The 21,005-nt window shown below is 42.0% G+C and carries 18 protein-coding genes; all 18 read left to right on the forward strand.

The window, feature by feature from the left end; genetic code table 11:
* The first annotated feature begins 62 nt into the window (after positions 1-62).
* The 18 genes from G7092_RS16370 (at position 63) to G7092_RS16455 (ending at position 20,774) form a co-directional block, all read left to right on the forward strand.
* Positions 63-1,274, forward strand: coding sequence for an NADH-quinone oxidoreductase subunit D (locus tag G7092_RS16370; RefSeq protein WP_202985340.1), 1,212 nt, complete (start codon positions 63-65; stop codon positions 1,272-1,274).
* Positions 1,267-1,791 (forward strand): NADH-quinone oxidoreductase subunit NuoE family protein, encoded by a 525-nt coding sequence (locus tag G7092_RS16375; RefSeq protein WP_166091091.1) that lies wholly within the window; start codon positions 1,267-1,269, stop codon positions 1,789-1,791. Before G7092_RS16370 ends, G7092_RS16375 begins: the two co-directional genes overlap by 8 nt.
* A 7-nt stretch (positions 1,792-1,798) precedes the next feature.
* Positions 1,799-3,163 (forward strand): NADH-quinone oxidoreductase subunit NuoF, encoded by a 1,365-nt coding sequence (gene nuoF, locus G7092_RS16380; RefSeq protein WP_166091092.1) that lies wholly within the window; start codon positions 1,799-1,801, stop codon positions 3,161-3,163.
* Positions 3,164-3,377: 214 nt separating this feature from the next.
* Complete coding sequence (locus G7092_RS16385) at positions 3,378-4,367, forward strand: NADH-quinone oxidoreductase subunit G (RefSeq protein ID WP_419699961.1); 990 nt, start codon at positions 3,378-3,380, stop codon at positions 4,365-4,367.
* Positions 4,367-5,413 carry an NADH-quinone oxidoreductase subunit NuoH gene (gene nuoH, locus G7092_RS16390; protein ID WP_166091094.1) on the forward strand — a complete coding sequence of 349 codons (1,047 nt, stop codon included), beginning with the start codon at positions 4,367-4,369 and terminating at the stop codon, positions 5,411-5,413. The genes G7092_RS16385 and nuoH overlap by 1 nt, the downstream gene beginning before the upstream one ends.
* Before the next feature lie 5 nt (positions 5,414-5,418).
* Positions 5,419-5,916 carry a NuoI/complex I 23 kDa subunit family protein gene (locus G7092_RS16395; protein ID WP_166091095.1) on the forward strand — a complete coding sequence of 166 codons (498 nt, stop codon included), beginning with the start codon at positions 5,419-5,421 and terminating at the stop codon, positions 5,914-5,916.
* A gap of 60 nt (positions 5,917-5,976) precedes the next feature.
* Entirely contained in the window at positions 5,977-6,477 is a 501-nt protein-coding gene (locus G7092_RS16400) for an NADH-quinone oxidoreductase subunit J family protein (protein ID WP_166091096.1), read from the forward strand.
* The gene (gene nuoK, locus G7092_RS16405) at positions 6,477-6,806 is read left to right on the forward strand and encodes an NADH-quinone oxidoreductase subunit NuoK (RefSeq protein WP_166091098.1); all 330 of its coding nucleotides are present in this window, start codon (positions 6,477-6,479) and stop codon (positions 6,804-6,806) included. Before G7092_RS16400 ends, nuoK begins: the two co-directional genes overlap by 1 nt.
* Before the next feature lie 134 nt (positions 6,807-6,940).
* Positions 6,941-8,857: an NADH-quinone oxidoreductase subunit L gene (gene nuoL / locus G7092_RS16410; protein WP_166091100.1), complete on the forward strand. Its 1,917-nt coding sequence runs from the start codon at positions 6,941-6,943 to the stop codon at positions 8,855-8,857.
* 23 nt (positions 8,858-8,880) lie between these two features.
* The gene (locus G7092_RS16415; protein ID WP_166091101.1) at positions 8,881-10,350 is read left to right on the forward strand and encodes a complex I subunit 4 family protein; all 1,470 of its coding nucleotides are present in this window, start codon (positions 8,881-8,883) and stop codon (positions 10,348-10,350) included.
* Positions 10,351-10,400: 50 nt separating this feature from the next.
* Entirely contained in the window at positions 10,401-11,777 is a 1,377-nt protein-coding gene (locus G7092_RS16420; protein WP_166091102.1) for an NADH-quinone oxidoreductase subunit N, read from the forward strand.
* Positions 11,778-11,834: 57 nt separating this feature from the next.
* Positions 11,835-12,476, forward strand: a complete 642-nt coding sequence (locus G7092_RS16425; RefSeq protein ID WP_166091103.1) for a DedA family protein — start codon at positions 11,835-11,837, stop codon at positions 12,474-12,476.
* 19 nt (positions 12,477-12,495) lie between these two features.
* Positions 12,496-13,041, forward strand: a complete 546-nt coding sequence (locus G7092_RS16430) for an inorganic diphosphatase (protein WP_166091104.1) — start codon at positions 12,496-12,498, stop codon at positions 13,039-13,041.
* 7 nt (positions 13,042-13,048) lie between these two features.
* Entirely contained in the window at positions 13,049-14,389 is a 1,341-nt protein-coding gene (locus tag G7092_RS16435) for a hemolysin family protein (protein WP_166091105.1), read from the forward strand.
* Positions 14,390-14,496: 107 nt separating this feature from the next.
* Positions 14,497-15,207 (forward strand): 16S rRNA (uracil(1498)-N(3))-methyltransferase, encoded by a 711-nt coding sequence (locus tag G7092_RS16440; protein WP_166091107.1) that lies wholly within the window; start codon positions 14,497-14,499, stop codon positions 15,205-15,207.
* Positions 15,204-15,866 carry a DUF4159 domain-containing protein gene (locus tag G7092_RS16445; protein ID WP_166091108.1) on the forward strand — a complete coding sequence of 221 codons (663 nt, stop codon included), beginning with the start codon at positions 15,204-15,206 and terminating at the stop codon, positions 15,864-15,866. The genes G7092_RS16440 and G7092_RS16445 overlap by 4 nt, the downstream gene beginning before the upstream one ends.
* A 408-nt stretch (positions 15,867-16,274) precedes the next feature.
* Positions 16,275-19,382, forward strand: coding sequence for a SusC/RagA family TonB-linked outer membrane protein (locus tag G7092_RS16450; RefSeq protein WP_166091109.1), 3,108 nt, complete (start codon positions 16,275-16,277; stop codon positions 19,380-19,382).
* 18 nt (positions 19,383-19,400) lie between these two features.
* Positions 19,401-20,774, forward strand: a complete 1,374-nt coding sequence (locus tag G7092_RS16455; RefSeq protein WP_166091110.1) for a RagB/SusD family nutrient uptake outer membrane protein — start codon at positions 19,401-19,403, stop codon at positions 20,772-20,774.
* The last annotated feature ends 231 nt before the right edge of the window (positions 20,775-21,005 follow it).

The following is a 21,005-nucleotide window of genomic DNA, read 5'->3' on the forward strand; positions in this document are numbered from 1 at the left end:
CACATGACAATAGTCTTGATACTTGATACTAATTACTTGATACTGATTAAACAATTATACTGATGCAAAATCATCCTGTATATACAGACAACGATCCGCAAAGCGAGCTTTCGACCCTAAACCTGGGGCCAACGCACCCTGCAACCCACGGTGTGTTCCAGAACGTGCTTCAGCTTGATGGGGAAAGAATTGTGAGCGGTGTATCAACCATTGGTTATATACACCGTGCGTTTGAAAAAATTGCCGAACACAGACCGTTTTACCAGATAACTCCGCTTACCGACCGTTTAAACTATTGCTCGTCGCCCATTAACAACATGGGCTGGCACATGACGGTTGAAAAGTTGTTGGGCATTACAACTCCAAAACGTGTGGATTACCTGCGGGTGATTATCATGGAACTGGCCCGTATATCAGACCACATCATCTGCAATGGTGTATTGGGCGTGGATACCGGTGCGTTTACCGGTTTTCTGTACATGATGGAGCACCGCGAGTCTATTTATGAAATATACGAGGAGATCTGCGGATCGCGCCTCACTACCAATATTGGCCGTATAGGCGGCTTTGAGCGTAATTTTAACGCTATTGCTTTTGCCAAGCTGCGTGCCTTCCTGAAAAATTTCCCGGTTACACTGAAAGAATTTGAATCGCTGTTTAACCGTAACCGTATTTTTGTTGACCGCACCAAAGATGTGGCCGCTGTTACTGCCGAAACCGCATTAAGCTATAGCTGGACAGGCCCGTTATTGCGTGCCGCCGGTGTTGATTATGATGTAAGGGCCATGAACCCATACTCATCATACGAAGAATTTGATTTTGAAGTGCCCGTGGGTACCAATGGTGATGTTTATAGCCGCTTTTTGGTGCGTAACGAAGAAATGTGGCAAAGTCTGCGCATTATAGAGCAAGCCCTGGTGAAACTGGAAAAAGAGCCAACCGACATTTTCCATGCCGATGTGCCTGAGTTTTACCTGCCTCCAAAAGAAGAAGTTTATAATAACATGGAAGCCCTCATCTATCACTTTAAAATTGTGATGGGCGAAATCCCAACTCCAAATACCGAAGTATATCATTCGGTAGAAGGTGCTAATGGCGAGCTGGGCTTTTACCTGGTAAATGATGGTGGACGCAGCCCGTACCGTTTGCATTTCCGCAGGCCAAGCTTTATCAATTACCAGATGTATGCACCTATGAGCCGTGGTATGTTGTTATCAGACGCTATTATTAATATGAGTAGTTTAAACGTTATAGCCGGAGAGTTAGATGCTTAAAGTGGAAGATACTCAGGTACCGGTTGATTTTTCGCCGGAACTGATCAGTAAATTTGATGATATCGTAAGCCGTTATCCGCAGGGAAAACAAAAATCGGGCTTACTGCCGATATTGCACCTGGTACAGGCCGAGTTTGGCTGGGTGAGTGTACCTGCCATGGATAAAGTGGCTGCTTACCTGGATATATTACCTATTGAAGTATACGAAGTAGCTTCATTTTATACCATGTACTTTTTACGCCCGCAAGGCAAATATGTACTGGAGGTTTGCCGTACCAGTGGTTGCTGTTTGGTAGGCGCCGAAAAGATCATGGATCATATTGAGCAAAAACTGGGTGTAAAAGAAGGCGAAGTTACTGCCGATGGCCTGTTTAGCTGGCGCGGGGTAGAGTGTTTGGCCGCCTGTGGCTTCGGTCCGGTTTTACAAATTGGCCCTGAATATACTTTTTACGAGAATTTAACTAACGATTCGGTAGATAAATTAATCGGCGATTTAACAGCAAAGGCAAAAAATTAACAGTATCATGGGACGCAAATTATTATTAGAACATATAAACGTACCCGGCATCAATACTTTTGATGTTTACCGCTCCAAGGGTGGTTACGCTTCTGTTGAAAAAGCTATCAAAACCATGTCGCCCGAGGCGATTGTGGAAGAGGTGAAAAAGTCGGGTTTGCGTGGTCGTGGTGGCGCGGGTTTCCCAACCGGTATGAAGTGGAGCTTTCTGGCCAAGCCCGAAGGTGTGGCACGTTACCTGGTTTGTAATGCCGACGAATCTGAACCCGGTACTTTTAAAGACCGTTACCTGATGACCTATATCCCTCACTTATTAATTGAGGGCATGATTGTATCGAGCTTTGCGCTGGGTGCCAATACATCATACATCTACGTTCGCGGCGAAATGATGCCGCAGATCAGGATCCTGGAAAGAGCTATAGCCGAAGCAAAAGCCAAAGGTTTCCTGGGTAAAAATATTTTAGGCTCGGGTTACGACCTGGAGCTTTATGTACAACCCGGCGGTGGCGCTTACATCTGTGGTGAAGAAACCGCTTTACTGGAATCACTGGAAGGTAAACGTGGTAACCCGCGTATTAAACCACCATTCCCGGCTATTGCAGGTTTGTATGGTTGCCCTACAGTGGTAAACAACGTAGAATCGATAGCGGCAGTTGTACCGATCATTAACGAAGGCGGTGATGAATATGCTAAACTGGGTATCGGTCGCAGCACAGGAACTAAGCTGATTTCAGCCGGTGGTAACCTGAAAAAACCTGGTGTTTATGAAATTGACCTGGGTTTACCGGTTGAAGAATTTATATACTCCGACGAATATTGCGGTGGTATTGCTAATGGCAAACGCCTGAAGGCGGTTGTTGCTGGTGGTTCATCAGTACCAATTTTGCCAGCTAACCTCATCCTGAAAACCATTAACAATGAGCCTCGCTTAATGAGCTATGAATCATTGGCCGATGGCGGATTTGTAACCGGTACCATGATGGGTTCGGGCGGTTTTATTGCTTATGACGAGGATGCCTGTATCGTCCGTAATACCTGGAACTTCGCCCGTTTTTATCATCATGAAAGCTGCGGACAATGTTCGCCATGCCGTGAAGGTACCGGATGGATGGAAAAAGTATTGCACCGGTTAGAGTACGGTCATGGTAAACAAAGTGATATGGACCTGTTGGTTGATATCTCTAAAAAAATTGAAGGCAACACGATTTGTCCGCTGGGCGATGCGGCAGCATGGCCTGTGGCCAGTGCTATCCGCCACTTCAGGGATGAATTTGAATGGCACGTGACTAATGCTTCAGAAGCAGTTTCGAGAAATTATGGTTTAGCACATTACGCTGATCCGTTGCCGAAATTAGAAGCTGTTGCAGGATAAAAAATAAAACTTGTCATCCTGAGGGACGAAGGATCTATCGACGATCAGATGCTTCACTGCGTTCAGCATGACAAAAGAAAATAAATAAAACCGCGCGTCATTGCGAGGGACGAAGCAATCCCCGAATTACAGAGTTGCTCTGTATAGTTTAGAGATTACTTCGTACCTCGCAATGACGGAAAGAAAATAAACAAGGACGTTATATAAAATGTCAATGAAAGTAACCATAGACGGAATACCCGTTGAAGTAGAACCAGGAACAACTATCCTGAATGCCGCAAGGCAGATCGGGGGCGATATTGTTCCGCCTGCAATGTGCTATTACTCCAAGCTGGAAGGCAGCGGCGGTAAATGCCGTACTTGTTTGGTTAAGGTAAGCAAAGGCTCTGAGAAAGATCCGCGCCCTATGCCAAAACTGGTAGCCTCTTGCCGTACCACGGTAATGGATGGTATGGAAGTACAAAATATCACTTCGCCAGAGGTAATTGAGGCGCGTAAAGGTGTGGTGGAAATGTTATTGATCAATCACCCACTGGACTGCCCGGTTTGTGATCAGGCTGGTGAGTGCCACTTGCAAGACTTAGGTTTTGAGCATGGTGCTGCTAAAACCCGTTATGAGTTTGACCGTCGTACGTTTGAAAAAATTGATATCGGCGATAAAATACAGCTGCACATGACCCGTTGCATTCTTTGCTACCGTTGTGTGTTCACTGCCGATCAGATTACCAATACCCGTTTACACGGTATCCTGAACAGGGGCGATCATTCTGAGATCTCCACCTATATCAGCAAAGCTATTGATAACGATTTTTCGGGCAATGTGATCGACGTTTGTCCGGTAGGGGCGTTAACCGATAAAACCTTCCGTTTTAAAAACCGTGTATGGTTTACCAAACCGGTTGATGCGCACCGCGATTGCGATAAATGCTGTGGTAAAACCACTTTATGGTATAAAGGCGAGGATGTGATCAGGGTAACCGGTCGTAAAGATGTTTATGGTGAGGTAGAAGAATTTATTTGCAATACCTGTCGTTTTGATAAAAAGAAAACAGCTGATTGGGTTATTGAAGGCCCGCGCAAGATATCGCATAAATCGGTGATCAGCTCTAACCACTATGAATTTACACCACTGCCGGTGGTTAAAACCAACCCGGTATTGATGGAAGCGAATAAAGAACAATTTGAACGAGACACACGCTTATAATGGGATCAACTGCAGATATACTGATTAAAATTGGCCTGATACTGATCATTTTCGTTATCAGCCTGGTGATGGCTATGTACTCCACTTATGCCGAACGTAAAGTAGCCGCATTTTTCCAGGATAGGATAGGTCCTAACCGTGCCGGTCCATGGGGCATTTTACAACCACTGGCCGATGGTGGCAAAATGTTTTTGAAAGAAGAAATCATCCCAACCAATGCAACGCCTTTTTTGTTTATTGTAGGGCCTTCCCTGGCTATATTAACCGCCTGTATAGGTTCGGCTGTTATACCGTGGGGGCAAACAATGGTTATTGGCGGTCATAGTATTGATTTGCAGGTAACCGACATTAATGTTGGCGTACTGTACATTTTTGGCGTAGTATCATTAGGTGTATATGGCGTAATGATAGGTGGTTGGGCATCAAACAATAAATATTCCTTATTAGGTGCTATCCGTGCGGCATCGCAAAACATCAGTTATGAAATTTCGATGGGCTTGTCCATCATCGCATTGCTGATGTTAACCGGCACTTTAAGCCTGCGCGAAATTGCCGAGCAGCAACATAGCTGGCACTGGAACGTGTTAAGGCAGCCGCTTGGTTTTATATTGTTCATTGTATGTGCCTTTGCCGAAACCAATCGTACACCGTTCGATTTGCCGGAGTGCGAAACCGAATTGGTTGGTGGTTATCACACAGAGTATTCTTCTATGAAACTGGGTTTTTACCTGTTTGCAGAGTACATCAATATGTTTATTTCATCGGCAGTTATGGCTACCCTATATTGGGGCGGTTACAACTATCCGGGTATGGATGGGATGAATACGTTATTAGGGCCAACTTGGGGACCATTATTTGGCGTTCTTATATTTTTTATTAAAATATGCCTGTTCATCTTCTTTTTCATGTGGGTTCGCTGGACAATCCCGCGTTTCCGTTATGATCAGTTGATGGATCTGGGCTGGAAAATATTAATACCACTGGCTATTGCCAACATTGTGCTTACCGGTATAGGTAGTACATTACTTACACACTTTGGATATTAGTTAAAATGGAATCATTAAGTAATAAGAAAAAAGTACTGGAAGTAAAGCCGCTCAATTTGATGGAGCGTGCTTACCTGCCTGCCATTGTTGGCGGTCTGGCTACTACCATGAAGCACTTTTTCAAGAAACCGGTTACCATCAGTTATCCTGAAGAAAAGCGCGAATATTCAGAAAACTTTAGGGGTATGCACTCGCTAAAGCGTGATGAGAACGGTAAAGAGCGTTGCACCGCCTGCGGGTTGTGCGCACTTTCATGTCCGGCAGAAGCCATCACCATGACGGCAGCCGAGCGCCAGCCAGGAGAGGAGAACTTATACCGCGAAGAAAAGTATGCCGCTGTTTACGAAATAAATATGCTGCGCTGCATTTTCTGCGGACTGTGCGAAGAGGCCTGTCCTAAAGAAGCTATTTATCTTGACGGTGATCATGTTCCTGCCGACTATTTGAGGAAGGATTTTATTTACGGTAAAGACAAATTAGTAGAGGCCCCCTTAAATCAATAAAGAAGTTTTATACCTTTGCCCAACTCTTTGGGCGGACAAGGGTATTTTGTAAATATAAACATGAGTACATTTTACTTCATCGCGTTTTTGTCCATATTCTTTTCGATACTGGTTATCTCGGCCAAAAACCCGGTACATAGCATCCTTTACCTGATACTTACCTTTTTTACGTTCACCGTTCACTATATTTTATTGAATGCCCAGTTCCTGGCCATCGTTAATTTTATTGTGTACATGGGGGCTATCCTGGTATTGTTCCTGTATACACTGATGCTCATTAACCTGAACAAGGAAAGTGAACCGGTAAAGCCATTTATGGTGAAAATAGCGGGCGTATTTGGTGGTGGTATCCTGGCGGTTGCTTTGGCATCATCATTAAAGCTGGTTGCCACCTCAAACCCGGTGGTATTGAAAAATCCCGATCTGGGCCTGGTGAAAAACCTGGGTAAAGTATTGTTTAATGAATTTTTACTGCCATTTGAAGTGGCCTCGGTATTGCTGTTAACGGCAATGGTGGGCGCTGTTTTACTGGCTACTAAAGACCCTAAAACTGCATCATAATGGAAAGTTTAACAAATACCATGCACGCGGTACCGCTTAATCATTACATATTATTAAGCGCCATCATTTTTTCGATAGGAGTAATGGGGGTATTAATACGCCGTAACGCTATCGTGATATTTATGTCGGTTGAGCTGATGCTTAATGCGGTTAACCTGTTGCTTACTGCTTTCTCAGTTTATCGTGGTGATGCCAGCGGACAGGTTTTCGTGTTCTTTATTATGGCATTGGCTGCCGCAGAAGTAGCGGTAGGTTTAGCCATCATTGTGATGATATACCGCAATACCAATTCGATTGATATCAACGTGCTGAACAGGCTGAAATGGTAGAGCCCCCCGGCCCCCTGAAGGGGGAGGGTTAAAAAAGCGAATAACTAATTAACACCTTCTGAAAGGAAGGCATATAAATAAAACAATAAAAAACTAAAAGTCTCACCCTTCAGGGGGAGATTTAGAGGGGGCTTATGAATCAATACATCTGGCTTATTCCTATATTACCGTTAGCCGGTTTTATTATTAACGGACTTGGCCGCAATTCATTATCAAAAAACGTAATTGGCTTTATTGGCAGCCTGCTGGTACTGGTATCTTTTGGTTTGAGCCTGGCAGTTTTCTTTCAGATCAAATCAAGCGGGCATCCTATTAATGTTACTTATTTCGACTGGATCACTGTTGCTTCGCTTAAAATACCTTTCGCGTTCCTGGTTGATCAGTTAAGTGCTATCATGTTGCTGATCATTACAGGTGTTGGTTTCCTCATCCACTTGTATTCGATAGGCTATATGCACGATGATAACGGCTTCGGTAAATTCTTTGCTTACCTGAACCTGTTCGTTTTCTTTATGCTTTTACTGGTGATGGGTTCAAATTACCTCATCATGTTTATTGGCTGGGAAGGTGTAGGTTTATGCTCCTACCTGCTTATCGGTTTCTGGTATACTAACCCAAGTTATGCTGATGCAGCTAAGAAGGCTTTTGTCATGAACCGCATAGGTGATCTGGGCTTTTTGTTGGGTATATTTTTGATCATACACATTTTTGGCAGCATCGATTTTGCTGTCATATTCCCTAAAGCTGCTACTTTAACTGCCAGTCAGGCGGTACCTTTAACGGCTATAACTTTGCTGCTTTTTGTAGGTGCTGTTGGTAAATCTGCACAATTACCATTATTTACCTGGTTGCCCGATGCAATGGCCGGCCCAACCCCGGTATCTGCACTGATACACGCGGCTACTATGGTTACAGCAGGTATCTACATGATAGCCCGTTCTAATATTTTTTACTCCATGTCTCCGTTTACCATGGAGCTGGTGGCCATCATTGGTTTGGCAACAGCCTTGTTTGCCGCATTAATCGCCTTAACACAAACAGATATTAAAAAGGTACTGGCTTATTCAACCGTATCGCAATTAGGATACATGTTTTTAGGTTTGGGTGTAGGCGCTTACACAGGCGCTTTCTTCCACGTGTTAACACACGCTTTCTTCAAAGCATTATTGTTCCTGGGCGCAGGCTCGGTGATCCATGCGATGAGTGGCGAGCAGGACATGCGCAAAATGGGTGGCTTAAAAGGTAAGATCAAAGTAACCTTTGCTACCATGCTGATAGGTACTATTGCCATTGCAGGTATCCCGCCGTTCTCGGGTTTCTTTTCAAAAGACGAAATTCTGGCCCATGCTTACGCTCATAGTACCACATTTTATGTAATTGGTGTATTTACCGCTATGCTGACTTCATTCTATATGTTCCGGATGTTGTATCTTACTTTCTACGGAAAGTTCCGTGGTACGCATGAGCAGGAACACCATGTACATGAGTCGCCGGCAACTATGACTATTCCATTAATTGTGCTAGCCATTCTTTCCATGATTGGTGGTATGATTGGTGTCCCAGAAGTTTTAGGCGGTCATCATGAGCTGGAGCATTTCCTGGCACCAGTGTTCGAGAAATCAAATGCTGTTCTGGGCGAACATCATTTACAGGCCAACACAGAATTTATATTGATGGGCACATCGGTACTGGTAGCCCTGGTGGCGCTGATCTATGCTTATTTAAAATATGCAAAAGGCGGCAGTATACCGGTAGCAGATACCGAAGAGCGTCCTGCATTAACCAGTCTGTCTTATAACAAATTTTATATCGATGAGCTTTATGATATGATCATCCGCAAGCCTTTGGATTTTCTGTCCACTTTCTTTTATAACGTGGTGGAGCGCCTGGGCATTGATGGTTTGGTGAACGGATTAGGCAAGGGTACTATCGAAACCAGTAAGGGTTTGCGTTTACTGCAAACCGGTAACGTAGGTTTCTACATATTTATCATGGTACTTGGAATTATTGCTGTATTGGCGTATAGCATATTTGGATTAACTAAAATATAAACGATAAGCGTTTACCATATAACATGACCGTTAGTATATTAATATTTTTACCAGTAGTAGCCGCAGTTATAGTAGCCTTATTAAAAAATGGTACTGCTAAACACGCTGCATTATTTTTCTCAGTTGCCGAACTGGTAATTGCCGGCTTATTTTTAAGCAAGTTTATACCAGATGCAACTACCCAATTTGCCATTGACGTACCGTGGATTCCTAAATTTGGTATTTACTTTAGCGCGGGTATCGATGGTATCAGCATGGTGATGGTATTGTTGACCACGCTGCTGGTTCCGCTTATTGTTTTATCAACCTACCAGCACAAGTACAATAATGAGGGTGCTTTTTATGGTTTGATATTATTTATGCAAGCGGGTCTGTTGGTTGTATTTACCGCTTTAGATGGATTTTTGTTTTATGTAGGCTGGGAAGCAGCATTGATCCCGATCTATTTTATATGTGCCCTGTGGGGTGGCGAAAACCGCATCCGCATTACCATTAAATTTTTCATATACACGTTTGCCGGTTCGTTATTTATGCTGGTAGGTATCATTTACCTGTACCTGCAATCGCCAGGCAAAAATTATGATATTCATGAGTTTTACCGTATCGGATTAGATGCCAAACATCAGTCATTGGTGTTCTGGGCGTTTTTCCTGGCCTTCGCTATTAAAATGCCTTTATTTCCGTTCCATACGTGGCAACCGGATACTTATACCGAAGCTCCGACAGCAGGTACTATGTTGTTATCTGGTATTATGCTGAAGATGGGTATCTATGGCGTTATCCGTTGGTTAATACCAAATGCCCCGCTTGGTTTTATACATTGGCAGGCACTGGTTATGATACTGGCAGTAATCGGTATTATATATGCTTCGCTGATTGCCTTTAATCAAAAAGACGGCAAACGTTTGGTGGCTTATTCGTCCATAGCACACGTTGGCCTTATTGCTGCGGGTATATTTGCCTGGACAGAAGTAGGTGTTCAGGGCGCCATGATCCAGATGCTTAACCATGGTATCAATGTGGTAGGTATGTTCCTGATCTGGGATATCATTAGCCGGAGGCTAAATACCCGCGATATCAGCCAGCTTGGTGGTATTGCCAAAGTTGCGCCACAGTTTTCTATTGCCTTTTTAATTATAGTACTGGGTACAGTGGGGTTACCTTTAACCAATGGTTTTGTGGGTGAATTTTTACTGTTGAACGGCGTGTTTGAATACAGTGCATATCATTATTTCAATATTGCACTGGCTGCAGTTGCAGGTTTAACCATTATTTTTGGAGCGGTATATATGCTGCGTATGTACAAAAATGTAATGCAAGGCGAAACCAACGAACTAACCGCTACTTTTACCGATATCACCGGATCTGAAAAATTGACCTTAGGCATTATTTGCGTGCTCATCATCGCAATAGGTGTTTATCCGCATCCTGTCATGCACATATCAGAGGCGGCCGTTCATAATTTAATACAACAATTAAATAAACATTACTAATAACAAACGCTGTATAAGAAGATAACCTTACGTAGCTTTTAAAATATAAAATGAATACTTTAATCATCATATCTGTTTTACCTATAGTGCTTTTGTACCTCGGCTTGTATAAGGCTACAAAATCATTATTACCGGTTACTATTATTGGTTTGCTGGCAGCCCTAGGTTTAGCTATTGCCCAATGGAACAATGTTGCCCTGCCTATATACAGCGGTATGATGATGTTTGATAATTTCTCTATCGCATTTTCAGGCATCACTATTATTGCCACTATACTTATCCTGATGCTGTCAAAAGGATATTTTGATAAGATCAGCAAACATGTGGCAGAGTACTATGCTATTATCCTGTTTTCACTGGCCGGTATCATTGTGATGGTATCTTTCTACAACCTGGTGATGCTGTTTATTGGTATCGAGATCATGTCAGTTAGTTTATATATTCTGGCGGGTATCAAAAAAAGCGATTTTGCATCAAACGAAGCTGCTTTAAAATATTTTTTAATGGGTGCTTTTTCAACAGGCTTCCTGTTGTTTGGTATCACGTTATTGTACGGTACAACAGGTTCATTTAGCCTGGAAGTTATCCGCGACTGGGTTTTGGCCCATCCGCATGCCGACCCCATGTTTTATACCGGCATAGTGCTTATCATTGTAGGTCTTTGCTTTAAAGTAGGCGCTGCCCCTTTTCACTTCTGGACACCGGATGTATACGAAGGTGCACCAACGCTGATTACCGCGTTCATGTCAACCGTAGTTAAAACCGCAGGCTTTGCAGCTTTCCTACGCCTGTTTTCGGCCTGCTTCGCACCATTGTCTGATTTTTGGGTGCCGGTCATATTGGTTATCACTATTATTACCTTGTTTATAGGTAATATCACCGCGCTGTATCAGCAAAGTTTTAAACGTATGCTGGCTTTTTCGAGTATCTCGCATGCAGGCTACCTGCTTTTTGCTATCGTAGCTTTAGGGGCGGGTTCAGCTAACTCGGTGTTTATTTACGCAACCGCATATTCTATCGCTTCAATCATTGCTTTCGGCAGTTTGATACTGGTTCAGCAACAAAGCGGCAGCGACAACTTTGAAAGCTTTAATGGTTTGGCTAAAAGCAACCCATTCCTGGCATTTGTATTAACCATAGCGATGCTTTCTTTGGCAGGTATACCGCTTACCGCGGGCTTTATGGGTAAGTTCTTCATGTTCTCCGGAGCGTTGGCCAAATACCATGTTTGGTTGGTTATTATAGCCGTAGTAAATGCCATCATTAGCATTTTTTATTACTTCAGGGTTATTATTGCTATGTACTTCCGCACGGCAGATCGTACCGAACTGGTGGTACCTGCTTATTATAAAGTAGTGTTCATCATCTCGGCACTGGTAACTATCCTTATCGGTGTTTACCCTGATTTTATTGCCAGGTTCATTTAATCAATAACTGGATAACTGCAAATTGATTTAATATTTGTAGTTTTACAGATATAGTGAATGGAAAGTTTTTGGGAATACCTTCAAAATTTAACGGACGCTCAATCCATTATAAGCAGGGGGGGCTTTTATCTCTTGCTTATTGTTGTGTTTGCTGAAACCGGCTTATTTTTTGGTTTTTTTTTACCAGGAGATTATCTGCTTTTTATGGCAGGCCTGCTATGCTCGGCAGGAAAGGTTGATGTAACTATATCCACATTGGTTTTATCGCTTATTGGTGCCGGGGTATTAGGTAATTTTGCCGGCTATTGGTTCGGTTACCGAACGGGACCGGTATTGTTTAATAAAAACGATTCCTTGTTTTTTAAGAAACGGTACGTAACCCTGGCCAGCGATTTTTATAACAAGTACGGCGGCATGGCATTGATTTTAGGTAGATTTTTCCCTATAGTTAGAACATTTGCCCCTATATTTGCAGGTGTGGTAAAGGTTGATATAAAGAGGTTTACTTTATTTAACTTTATAGGCAGTGTAACCTGGGTATGCGCATTTACCCTAAGCGGCTTTTTTCTGGGGAAACGTTTTCCGCAGCTAAAAGATTATCTGCAATACATTGTTTTAGGATTGATCATAGCTACTTCTATCCCCCTAATTGTAGCTTATGTAAGAAAGAAAGTGTTAGAAGCAAAAGAAAATAAATAATATAAATAGAATATACTAAATGAGTACACAACACCCCTGGCACCAGGTTTCTCCTGGCGAAAATATCCCTGAAGTTGTTAATGCAATCATCGAGATTCCAAAAGGTTCAAAAGCAAAATATGAAATTGATAAAGATTCAGGTTTATTAAAGCTTGATCGTGTTTTATTTTCGTCGGTAATGTATCCGGCAAATTATGGTTTTATCCCGCAAACTTATTGTGACGATAAGGATCCGTTGGATATTCTGGTATTATGCTCTATTGACGTTTTCCCAATGTCTATCATCGAAGCCAAAGTTGTAGGTGTGATGCACATGGTTGATAATGGCGAGCAGGATGACAAGATTATTGCGGTAGCCAAAAATGATATGTCTGTAAACTATATCAACGACCTGAATGAACTCCCTCCGCATGCTATGACAGAGATCGTTCGTTTCTTTAAAGATTACAAGAAACTGGAAGGTAAAAACGTAACCATTGAGCATTTGCTTGGTGTTCGTTATGCACATAAGGTGATACAAGAAAGTTTGGAATTGTATAAAACTACTTTTCCTGTCACGCAATAATTAATACATGGACCCCGCGCATTACGAAATAAGTACTTTTTATTTAATTGCAACCGTGTTGCTGGTTTTGCTCAACGGTTTTTTTGTAGCCGCAGAGTTTGCCATGGTTAGGGTGCGGGGTTCGCAAATTGAAATAAAGGCCAAATCAGGAAGCGGCGTTGCTAAGGTTGCGCGTGGTATACTGCATAACCTTGATGGGTACCTGGCGGCAACGCAGTTAGGTATTACCATAGCATCGCTGGCGTTGGGTGTTGTGGGAGAAGAGGTGGCCACCAACATTGTGATCAGAGGCTTTATGGCCATCGGGATAACGCTCTCCGGTGGCTTTATTACGGCAAGCCATATTTTAGCCTTTACCTTTATTACCGTATTGCATATAGTGTTTGGCGAGCTTGCTCCCAAATCAATAGCTATTCAAAAATCGGTACGTACGGTGCTTACGGTTTCTCTTCCGCTTAGATTTTTCTTTGTGTTTTTCAAACCTTTGATATGGCTGTTAAATGGGTTCGCTAATTTTATTTTGAGGCTTTTAGGTATTAATACCTTAGAAGGTGGAGAGGCGCATCACAGCTCCGAAGAGTTACAATATCTGCTTGAGCAGGGTAAGGAATCGGGAGCTTTGGATTCCAATGAGCACGAACTGATTCAGAACGTATTTGATTTTAACGAGCGTGTGGTTAAAAACATCATGGTACCCCGTACAAAAATATCAGGCATTGACATCAGTTCGACCAAAGAAGAGTTGCTCGATATGATCATTACCGAAGGGTATTCACGTATGCCTGTTTATGATGATGTGATCGATAAAATCATTGGAATTGTACATGCCAAGGATATTTTACCGTTATTAGCCCGCAACGAAGAAATCGTATTAAAAAATATTATCCGCAAGCCCTATTTTATTCCTGAAACCAAGAAGATCAATGATCTGATGGCCGAGCTGCAACAAAAGCGCATCCAGATAGCTATTGTGCTTGATGAATTTGGCGGTACTGCAGGTATGGTTACGCTGGAGGATATTGTAGAAGAACTGGTAGGTGAGATACAGGATGAGTACGATGAAGAAAAACCTATTGTTGAAAAAGTAAATGACCGCGAATTTATCGTAAATGCGCTTGCTCCTATATATGACGTAAACGAGCACCTGCCGCATGATTTGCCGGAAGATGGTGACTTTGATACCGTATCAGGCTGGTTGGGAGATATATTTGGCAAGATACCTGACGTAGGCGAACAAAAAGAATCAAACGGGTATAACATCACCGTGCTTCGTAAATCAGACCAAAACATTGAATCAGTTAAATTAGAATTGCTGATAAATGAAGAAGATGCGGTAGATTTACATTAGTATTAAAACGGTATCAAGTAGCTGGCATCAAGTATCAAGATTTTTTCGTGATACTTGAATATTTAGAGTTGTCGTGATACTTGATACTAACTACTTGATACTCCAAAATGCAGCTTTTTTATACACCCGATATAGAACCCACTCATCCCCAATATTTTCTTAGTGAAGAAGAAAGTAAGCACGCTATCCGCGTATTACGGCTGGAAGTTGGCAGTGAAGTACAACTGATTGATGGCCGAGGCGGCTTTTACACCGCGGTGATACAGGATGCTCATCCTAAGCGTACCATACTGCAAATCACCTCTGTTACCGAAAGTTATAACAAGCGTAATCATTATCTGCATTTAGCAGTTGCACCTACCAAAAATATTGAGCGGCTGGAATGGTTTCTGGAAAAAGCTACCGAGATTGGCATTGATGAAATCTCACTGATCATCAGTCAGCGGTCAGAACGTAAGGAAGCAAAAGTTGATCGGCTTCATAAGATCATTACAGCGGCCATAAAACAATCTATTAAAGCCTACCACCCGGTTTTGAATGAGCCTGTGAAACTAAATGAGCTGCTGGCACGCCAGTTTGATGGGCAAAAGTTTATAGCTCACTGCGAACCCGGCGACAAACTTAGTTTGCGTAATGATTTGCAGCTACAGGGCCGCTACCTGATATTGATAGGTCCGGAAGGTGATTTTGCACCTGTCGAAATTGAAAGCGCTTTGCAAAACGGTTTTAAACCCATAACTTTAGGTGAAAGTCGCCTGCGTACAGAAACGGCAGCATTGGAAGCCTGTTTTGAGGTGAACTTTTTAAACCGTGTATGAAAATAGCCAAAATTTTTATCGTTGCTTTTACTGCCATCATACTCATGAGTAGTTTTAATAATCCAGCATATAAAATAGCGCGGCTTAAATATAACGGTGGCGGCGACTGGTACGGCGATCGTACTGCACTGCCCAACCTGATCAAATTTTGCAACGAAAATTTAAAAACGAATTTTGAGGCTGATGACGATGTAGTGGAAGTAGGCAGCGCTTCTTTGTTTAATTACCCCTTTACCTTTATGACTGGGCATGGCAACGTGATATTTACCGATCAGGAAGCTCAAAATCTGCGCAAGTATTTAACAGGGGGCGGCTTTCTGCATATCGACGATAATTATGGTTTCGATAAATTTATCCGCCCGCAAATGAAGAAGGTTTTCCCGGAGCTTGATTTTGTTGAATTGCCGGTTAATCACCCCATCTATCATCAAAAATACCCCTTTCCAAATGGCTTGCCTAAAATTCATGAGCATGATGGAAAACGGGCGCAAGGTTTCGGGCTTATTTACAAAGGTCGACTAGTATGCTTTTATACCTATGAGTGCGATTTAGGTAATGGCTGGGAAGATTATGGCACCTATGCCGGCGATACGCAGGAAGCCCGCTTAAAAGCGCTCAAAATGGGCGCAAATCTTATTCAGTATATATTTACTCAATAAAGTACCCAATCGGGTATTTTTATATTATTGTTATTGATGATAATAATGATATCTTTATAATAAGTTGTTTCCTGAAGAACAACTATTACTATATAATACTTCTAATATCGATACTTATTCTGTAGCCGCCAAAGGCTAATTTGATGTATTGTCTGATAGGTTTAAATAACCCGAACAACGATAGGAAGAGCGAAATAAAGGTCCTCTAAGACAGCTCTGGCGTTCAGCGTTTTACCTTGATAGGCGATAAGATTAAAAAGCGAAAATCTGCTCAGGTTTTAACGAATTCACTTACTTTTTAGGCATTATTTAGCATAAATTGAAATTGCCATAACGTTTTCATGACGCTTTTATTGTTTTTGTCTGTAAATTTTATTAGCTTACTTTTCATAACTTAATACTGACTATATGAAGAAAAATTTACTAACAATTTTGTTGTTATTTTCTTGTATTACATTTGGTTTAGCACAAAGCCGTGTTATTACAGGCAAGGTAACAGATCAGAAAGACGGTTCACCCTTACCAGGGGTAAGTGTAACCGTGAAGGGTGCTTCGGGAACAGGTACTCAAACTGGTGTAAACGGAACGTTTAATCTCTCGGTTCCAGCTAATGCAAAGGTGCTGGTTTTCAGATTTCTGGGTTTTAAAGAAACCGAACTTTCTATCAATGGAAAACCATTGAATGTACAGATGGAGTCTGATGCAAAACAACTTACTGAAGTGGTTGTAGTAGGTTATGGCTCACAACAAAGACAAGCCATAACCGGATCTATAGCTACTGTATCATCAAAAGAGATACAAAACACCCCGGTAACTACACTGGAGCAAGCCATACAGGGTAAAGCGGCAGGTGTAAATATCCAGGCTAATAATGGAAAGCTTGGACAAGGAATAAAGATAAGCATCCGTGGTACTGCATCAATATCGGCAGGTACACAGCCCCTGGTAGTAATTGATGGTATTGTTACCACAAGTAATGATATTTCCACCACAACAGCAGGAACAGATCCTCTTGCGGATATCAACTTTAATGATGTTGAATCCGTTCAGGTTTTAAAAGACGCGTCGGCTACCGCAATATATGGTGCACGGGCATCAAATGGTGTATTGCTCATTACTACCAAAAAGGGCAAAGCCGGCGATGCCAAGGTTAACTTCACAGCACAATGGGGTACAAGTAACCCGTCAAGGCACCGTCAGTTTCTAAATTCTACTCAATGGCTGGCTTTGATAGAACGTGCGGCTGTTGGTGCGGGCAAACAGGATTTTGCAAGCCAGGATCCTGATAACCCCAGTTATGCTACGGTTGAAGATGCTATTGCTGCTGAAAAGGCATTTGCCGAAGGCAGGTTTACCCGATATGCGGCAGGAAGCACAGATTGGGGCAAAACAAATACCGATTGGGAAAAACAGGCGTTTCAACACGCTCCTCAATCGCAGTATGACCTGAACATATCCGGAGGTAACGAAAAAACAACTTACTACATTGGTGGTCAATACCTTGATCAAACAGGTATAGTTCAAGGCAATAATTTCACCAGGATGTCTGGTCGTTTAAACCTGAATACTAAAGTGTATAAAAACCTGGATGTGGGTATGAATCTGAGCTTTATGCATACCTTAAATAAACGTGTTGATAATGATAACTCGTTTGGTACTCCACTGCAAATTGTTGCACTATCCCCAATTACACCTGTCATTGACCCCAGAAGTGGTTTAATAAGCGGCACGCCTCCGGGTCAATCAGGTAATTACCCACTTTATTATAATCCTTTGATCAATGTTGATAATGCCTATTTCCACACCAATGTTTACAGAACATTAGGTAACGTATACGGAAACTGGCAAATTATTAAAAAACTTGCATTCCGATCAGAGTTTGGTATAGACCAGACTAACCAGAATGAAGATTCGTATTCAGGTTCGGCCACTGCAAGAAACACCAGTCAGCCAAATGGTTTTGGTGAAAATACCCAAACCACTGTATCGCATTTTACAGTGAACAATTATTTTACTTATAAAGATAGCTTTGGTGCGGATAATACCTTAGATGCAACAGTAGGTACCAGTTATGAGTATTATGATAACACTGGTAATGATATACAAGGTCAACAATTTCCTTCTGATTCATATAAGCAAATTATTGATGCTGCCGTAAAAGCAGGAGGTTATTCAAAGCGGGCGGAGTATAGCTTTGTATCCTATTTTGCCCGGGCCAACTATGCATACAAGAGCAAGTATCTGTTGTCTGTAAGTGCCACTGCCCAGGGATCATCCAGATTTAGCTCAAACAATCGTTATGGTTATTTCCCGGCGGCTTCTGCGGGTTGGGTATTAACCCAGGAGGATTTCTTAAAAGATTCCAAGATCTTCAGTAATCTGAAATTGAAAGGCAGCTATGGTTTAACTGGTAATGGGGAAATTGGTAATTATGCCGCACTTGGTTTATTTTATGGCGACGCAGGTTATAATGGCGTACCGGGGCAGCGCTTTTACCAATTAGCAAATCCTAACCTTAAATGGGAAACCACTGCACAACTGGATGTTGGTTTAGAGGTTGGGTTTCTTAATAACCGTTTAAATGCTACGTTTGATTATTACAATAAAAATACCCGTGACCTTTTGCTTGACGTAAACGTACCACAAACACTGGGCATTGCCACGCAGACACAAAACTTGGGTAAATTATATAACCGGGGTTACGAGATAACATTATCATCAGATAATTTTGTTGGCAAATTTAAATGGACAACCGCCTTTAACCTGGCTTACAATAAAAACGTAGTTACCGATGTAAAAGGGCTGATCATTGGAACCAACGATTTGAACAGGGTAATTGAAGGACAACAGATAGGTGTATTTTATGGACCCGAATATGCCGGTGTAGACCCAGCCAATGGCGATGCTTTGTATTATAAGAACACCAAGGATGCCAGCGGTAAAATCATCGATCGAAGTACAACAAATAATTACAACCAGGCCTCTCCGGTTGTTTTGGGTAATCCAACTCCGTCTTTTACTGGCGGTATTACCAATACCTTTACCTATGCGGGTTTTGATTTGGCTGTTACTTTCCAGGGAGCTTTTGGCAATAAAATTTACAATAGTGCCGGTCAGTATATGAGTGCAAATGGTAGTAATGGTTTTGATAACCAAACTATCGATCAGTTAAAATATTGGGATAAGCCGGGTGATATTACTAATGTGCCAGAACCACGGTTATTTTATTCAAATGGAACAAGCCCATCAAGCCGATATGTAACGGGTGGTTCATATGTACGTTGTAAAGCAGTGGCTTTAGGATATAATGTACCAAAAAGTGTGTTATCAAAAATTAAATTAGATAGAGCAAGGGTGTTTGTTAATGCATACAACCTGTTCCTGATAACCAAATATAAAGGCTGGGATCCGGAAGTAAACTCCGACTATCAGGCAAGCAATATTAACCTGGGGGTTGACTTTTACTCGGCTCCGCAACCCCGTACAATTACTTTTGGTGTAAACGTAGGATTGTAATATTTAATAATTGTAGAAATGAAAAGATTGAGATCATATATAAAAATTATTACAGTTGTTTCCGCCATTACAGCGTTAACGGCTTGTAAAAAACAGTTGGATTTAAAGCCTCACGACCAGATAGACGCTACCGGAGCCATCACAACTGATAAAGATGTACAGAGCACACTGATTGGTGCCTATAACCGGGCCGGATTATCATATATCTATGGAGGAGATGTGTTTTTAATGCCCGATCTGATGGCCAGTCAAGATGTAGTTGACTGGGCCGGTACATTTCAGGATCTTACACAAATGGTAAATCAGAGGCTCACCATAAATAATGCTTATGTTGAGACTTACTGGTTAGATGCTTACAGGGTAAATAATCAGGCTAATTATGTACTGTCCAATCTGGATAAAGCAACCGCAGCCAATAAGAATTCCTACGAAGGACAGGCTAAGTTTTTAAGAGGGCTGATGTATTTTGATATGGCGCGTTTGTTTGGCAGAGCATGGAACGATGGTGACCCTAATGTTAATTTAGCGGTGCCTATTGTGTTAAACCCAACAACGGTTATCGGCGCTGATTCCTATCCACCACGATCAACTGTAGCACAGGTTTATGCCCAGGCTATATCCGATCTTACCGATGCCGAGACCAAGCTTACTACTTCGGTTTCATTTTATGCTAATACTTATGCTGCTTCGGCCATACTTGCAAGAATATATTTACAACAGGGGCAATATGCAAAGGCTGTTACAGAAGCAACAAAGGTTATCAGCGGCGGAAAATATAGTTTGGTTGCAAACTATGCCGATGAGTTTCCTTTCCCTAATCAAAATGCTGTTCATGTTGATAATACAACGGAAGATATTTTTGCCATACAGGTAACTGCTCAGCAAGGTACAAATGATCTGAATACGTTTTATGCTTCTTCTGACTACGGAGGTCGTGGAGATATTTCCCTTAAATCAAGTTTCCTTACTGAATTTGAAGAAGGTGACGGACGTTTGGCTGTATACAATGAAGATTCCGGCGGCTCATTGCAGGTTGACAAATTTGATAATTTGTATGGTAACGTTCATGTAATACGTTTAGCGGAGTTATACCTTATTCGCGCCGAAGCAAATTTTCGCCTGAGCACCTCAACCGGAGCGGCGCCTGTTGATGATATCAATGTGATCAGGACCCGTGCAGGACTAGCTGCGCTATCTTCCGTTACAATTGATGATATTTTAAAAGAAAGGCGATTGGAGCTTGCTTTTGAAGGTGGTTTCTTTTTGCATGATGCCAAGCGTTTGTTGAAAAAAGTTAATGGGCTGGATTATAACTCACCAAGGTTAGTATTCCCGATACCTCGCGATGAGATAAATGCCAACAAGAACCTTAAACAAAATGATGGCTATTAATTAGCCTGATTGGTATAATAAAAGCCCCTGCCTTTTATAAATGGCAGGGGCTTTTTTGCTGCAAAAGGAAATAATATTATTATTTAAGGATACCTGAAAAGAACAAGCTTAAAGAAGCATTAGCAAGCTTTATCATATTAAAAATACTATATATAGTAAACTAAATACATCGCCTGGATTTATAAAGAAAGGAGCTTCGGTATAAATCTTGGCGTTGTTCAAAGAAAAGAT

This window comes from Mucilaginibacter inviolabilis, assembly GCF_011089895.1.
GTDB lineage: Bacteria > Bacteroidota > Bacteroidia > Sphingobacteriales > Sphingobacteriaceae > Mucilaginibacter > Mucilaginibacter inviolabilis.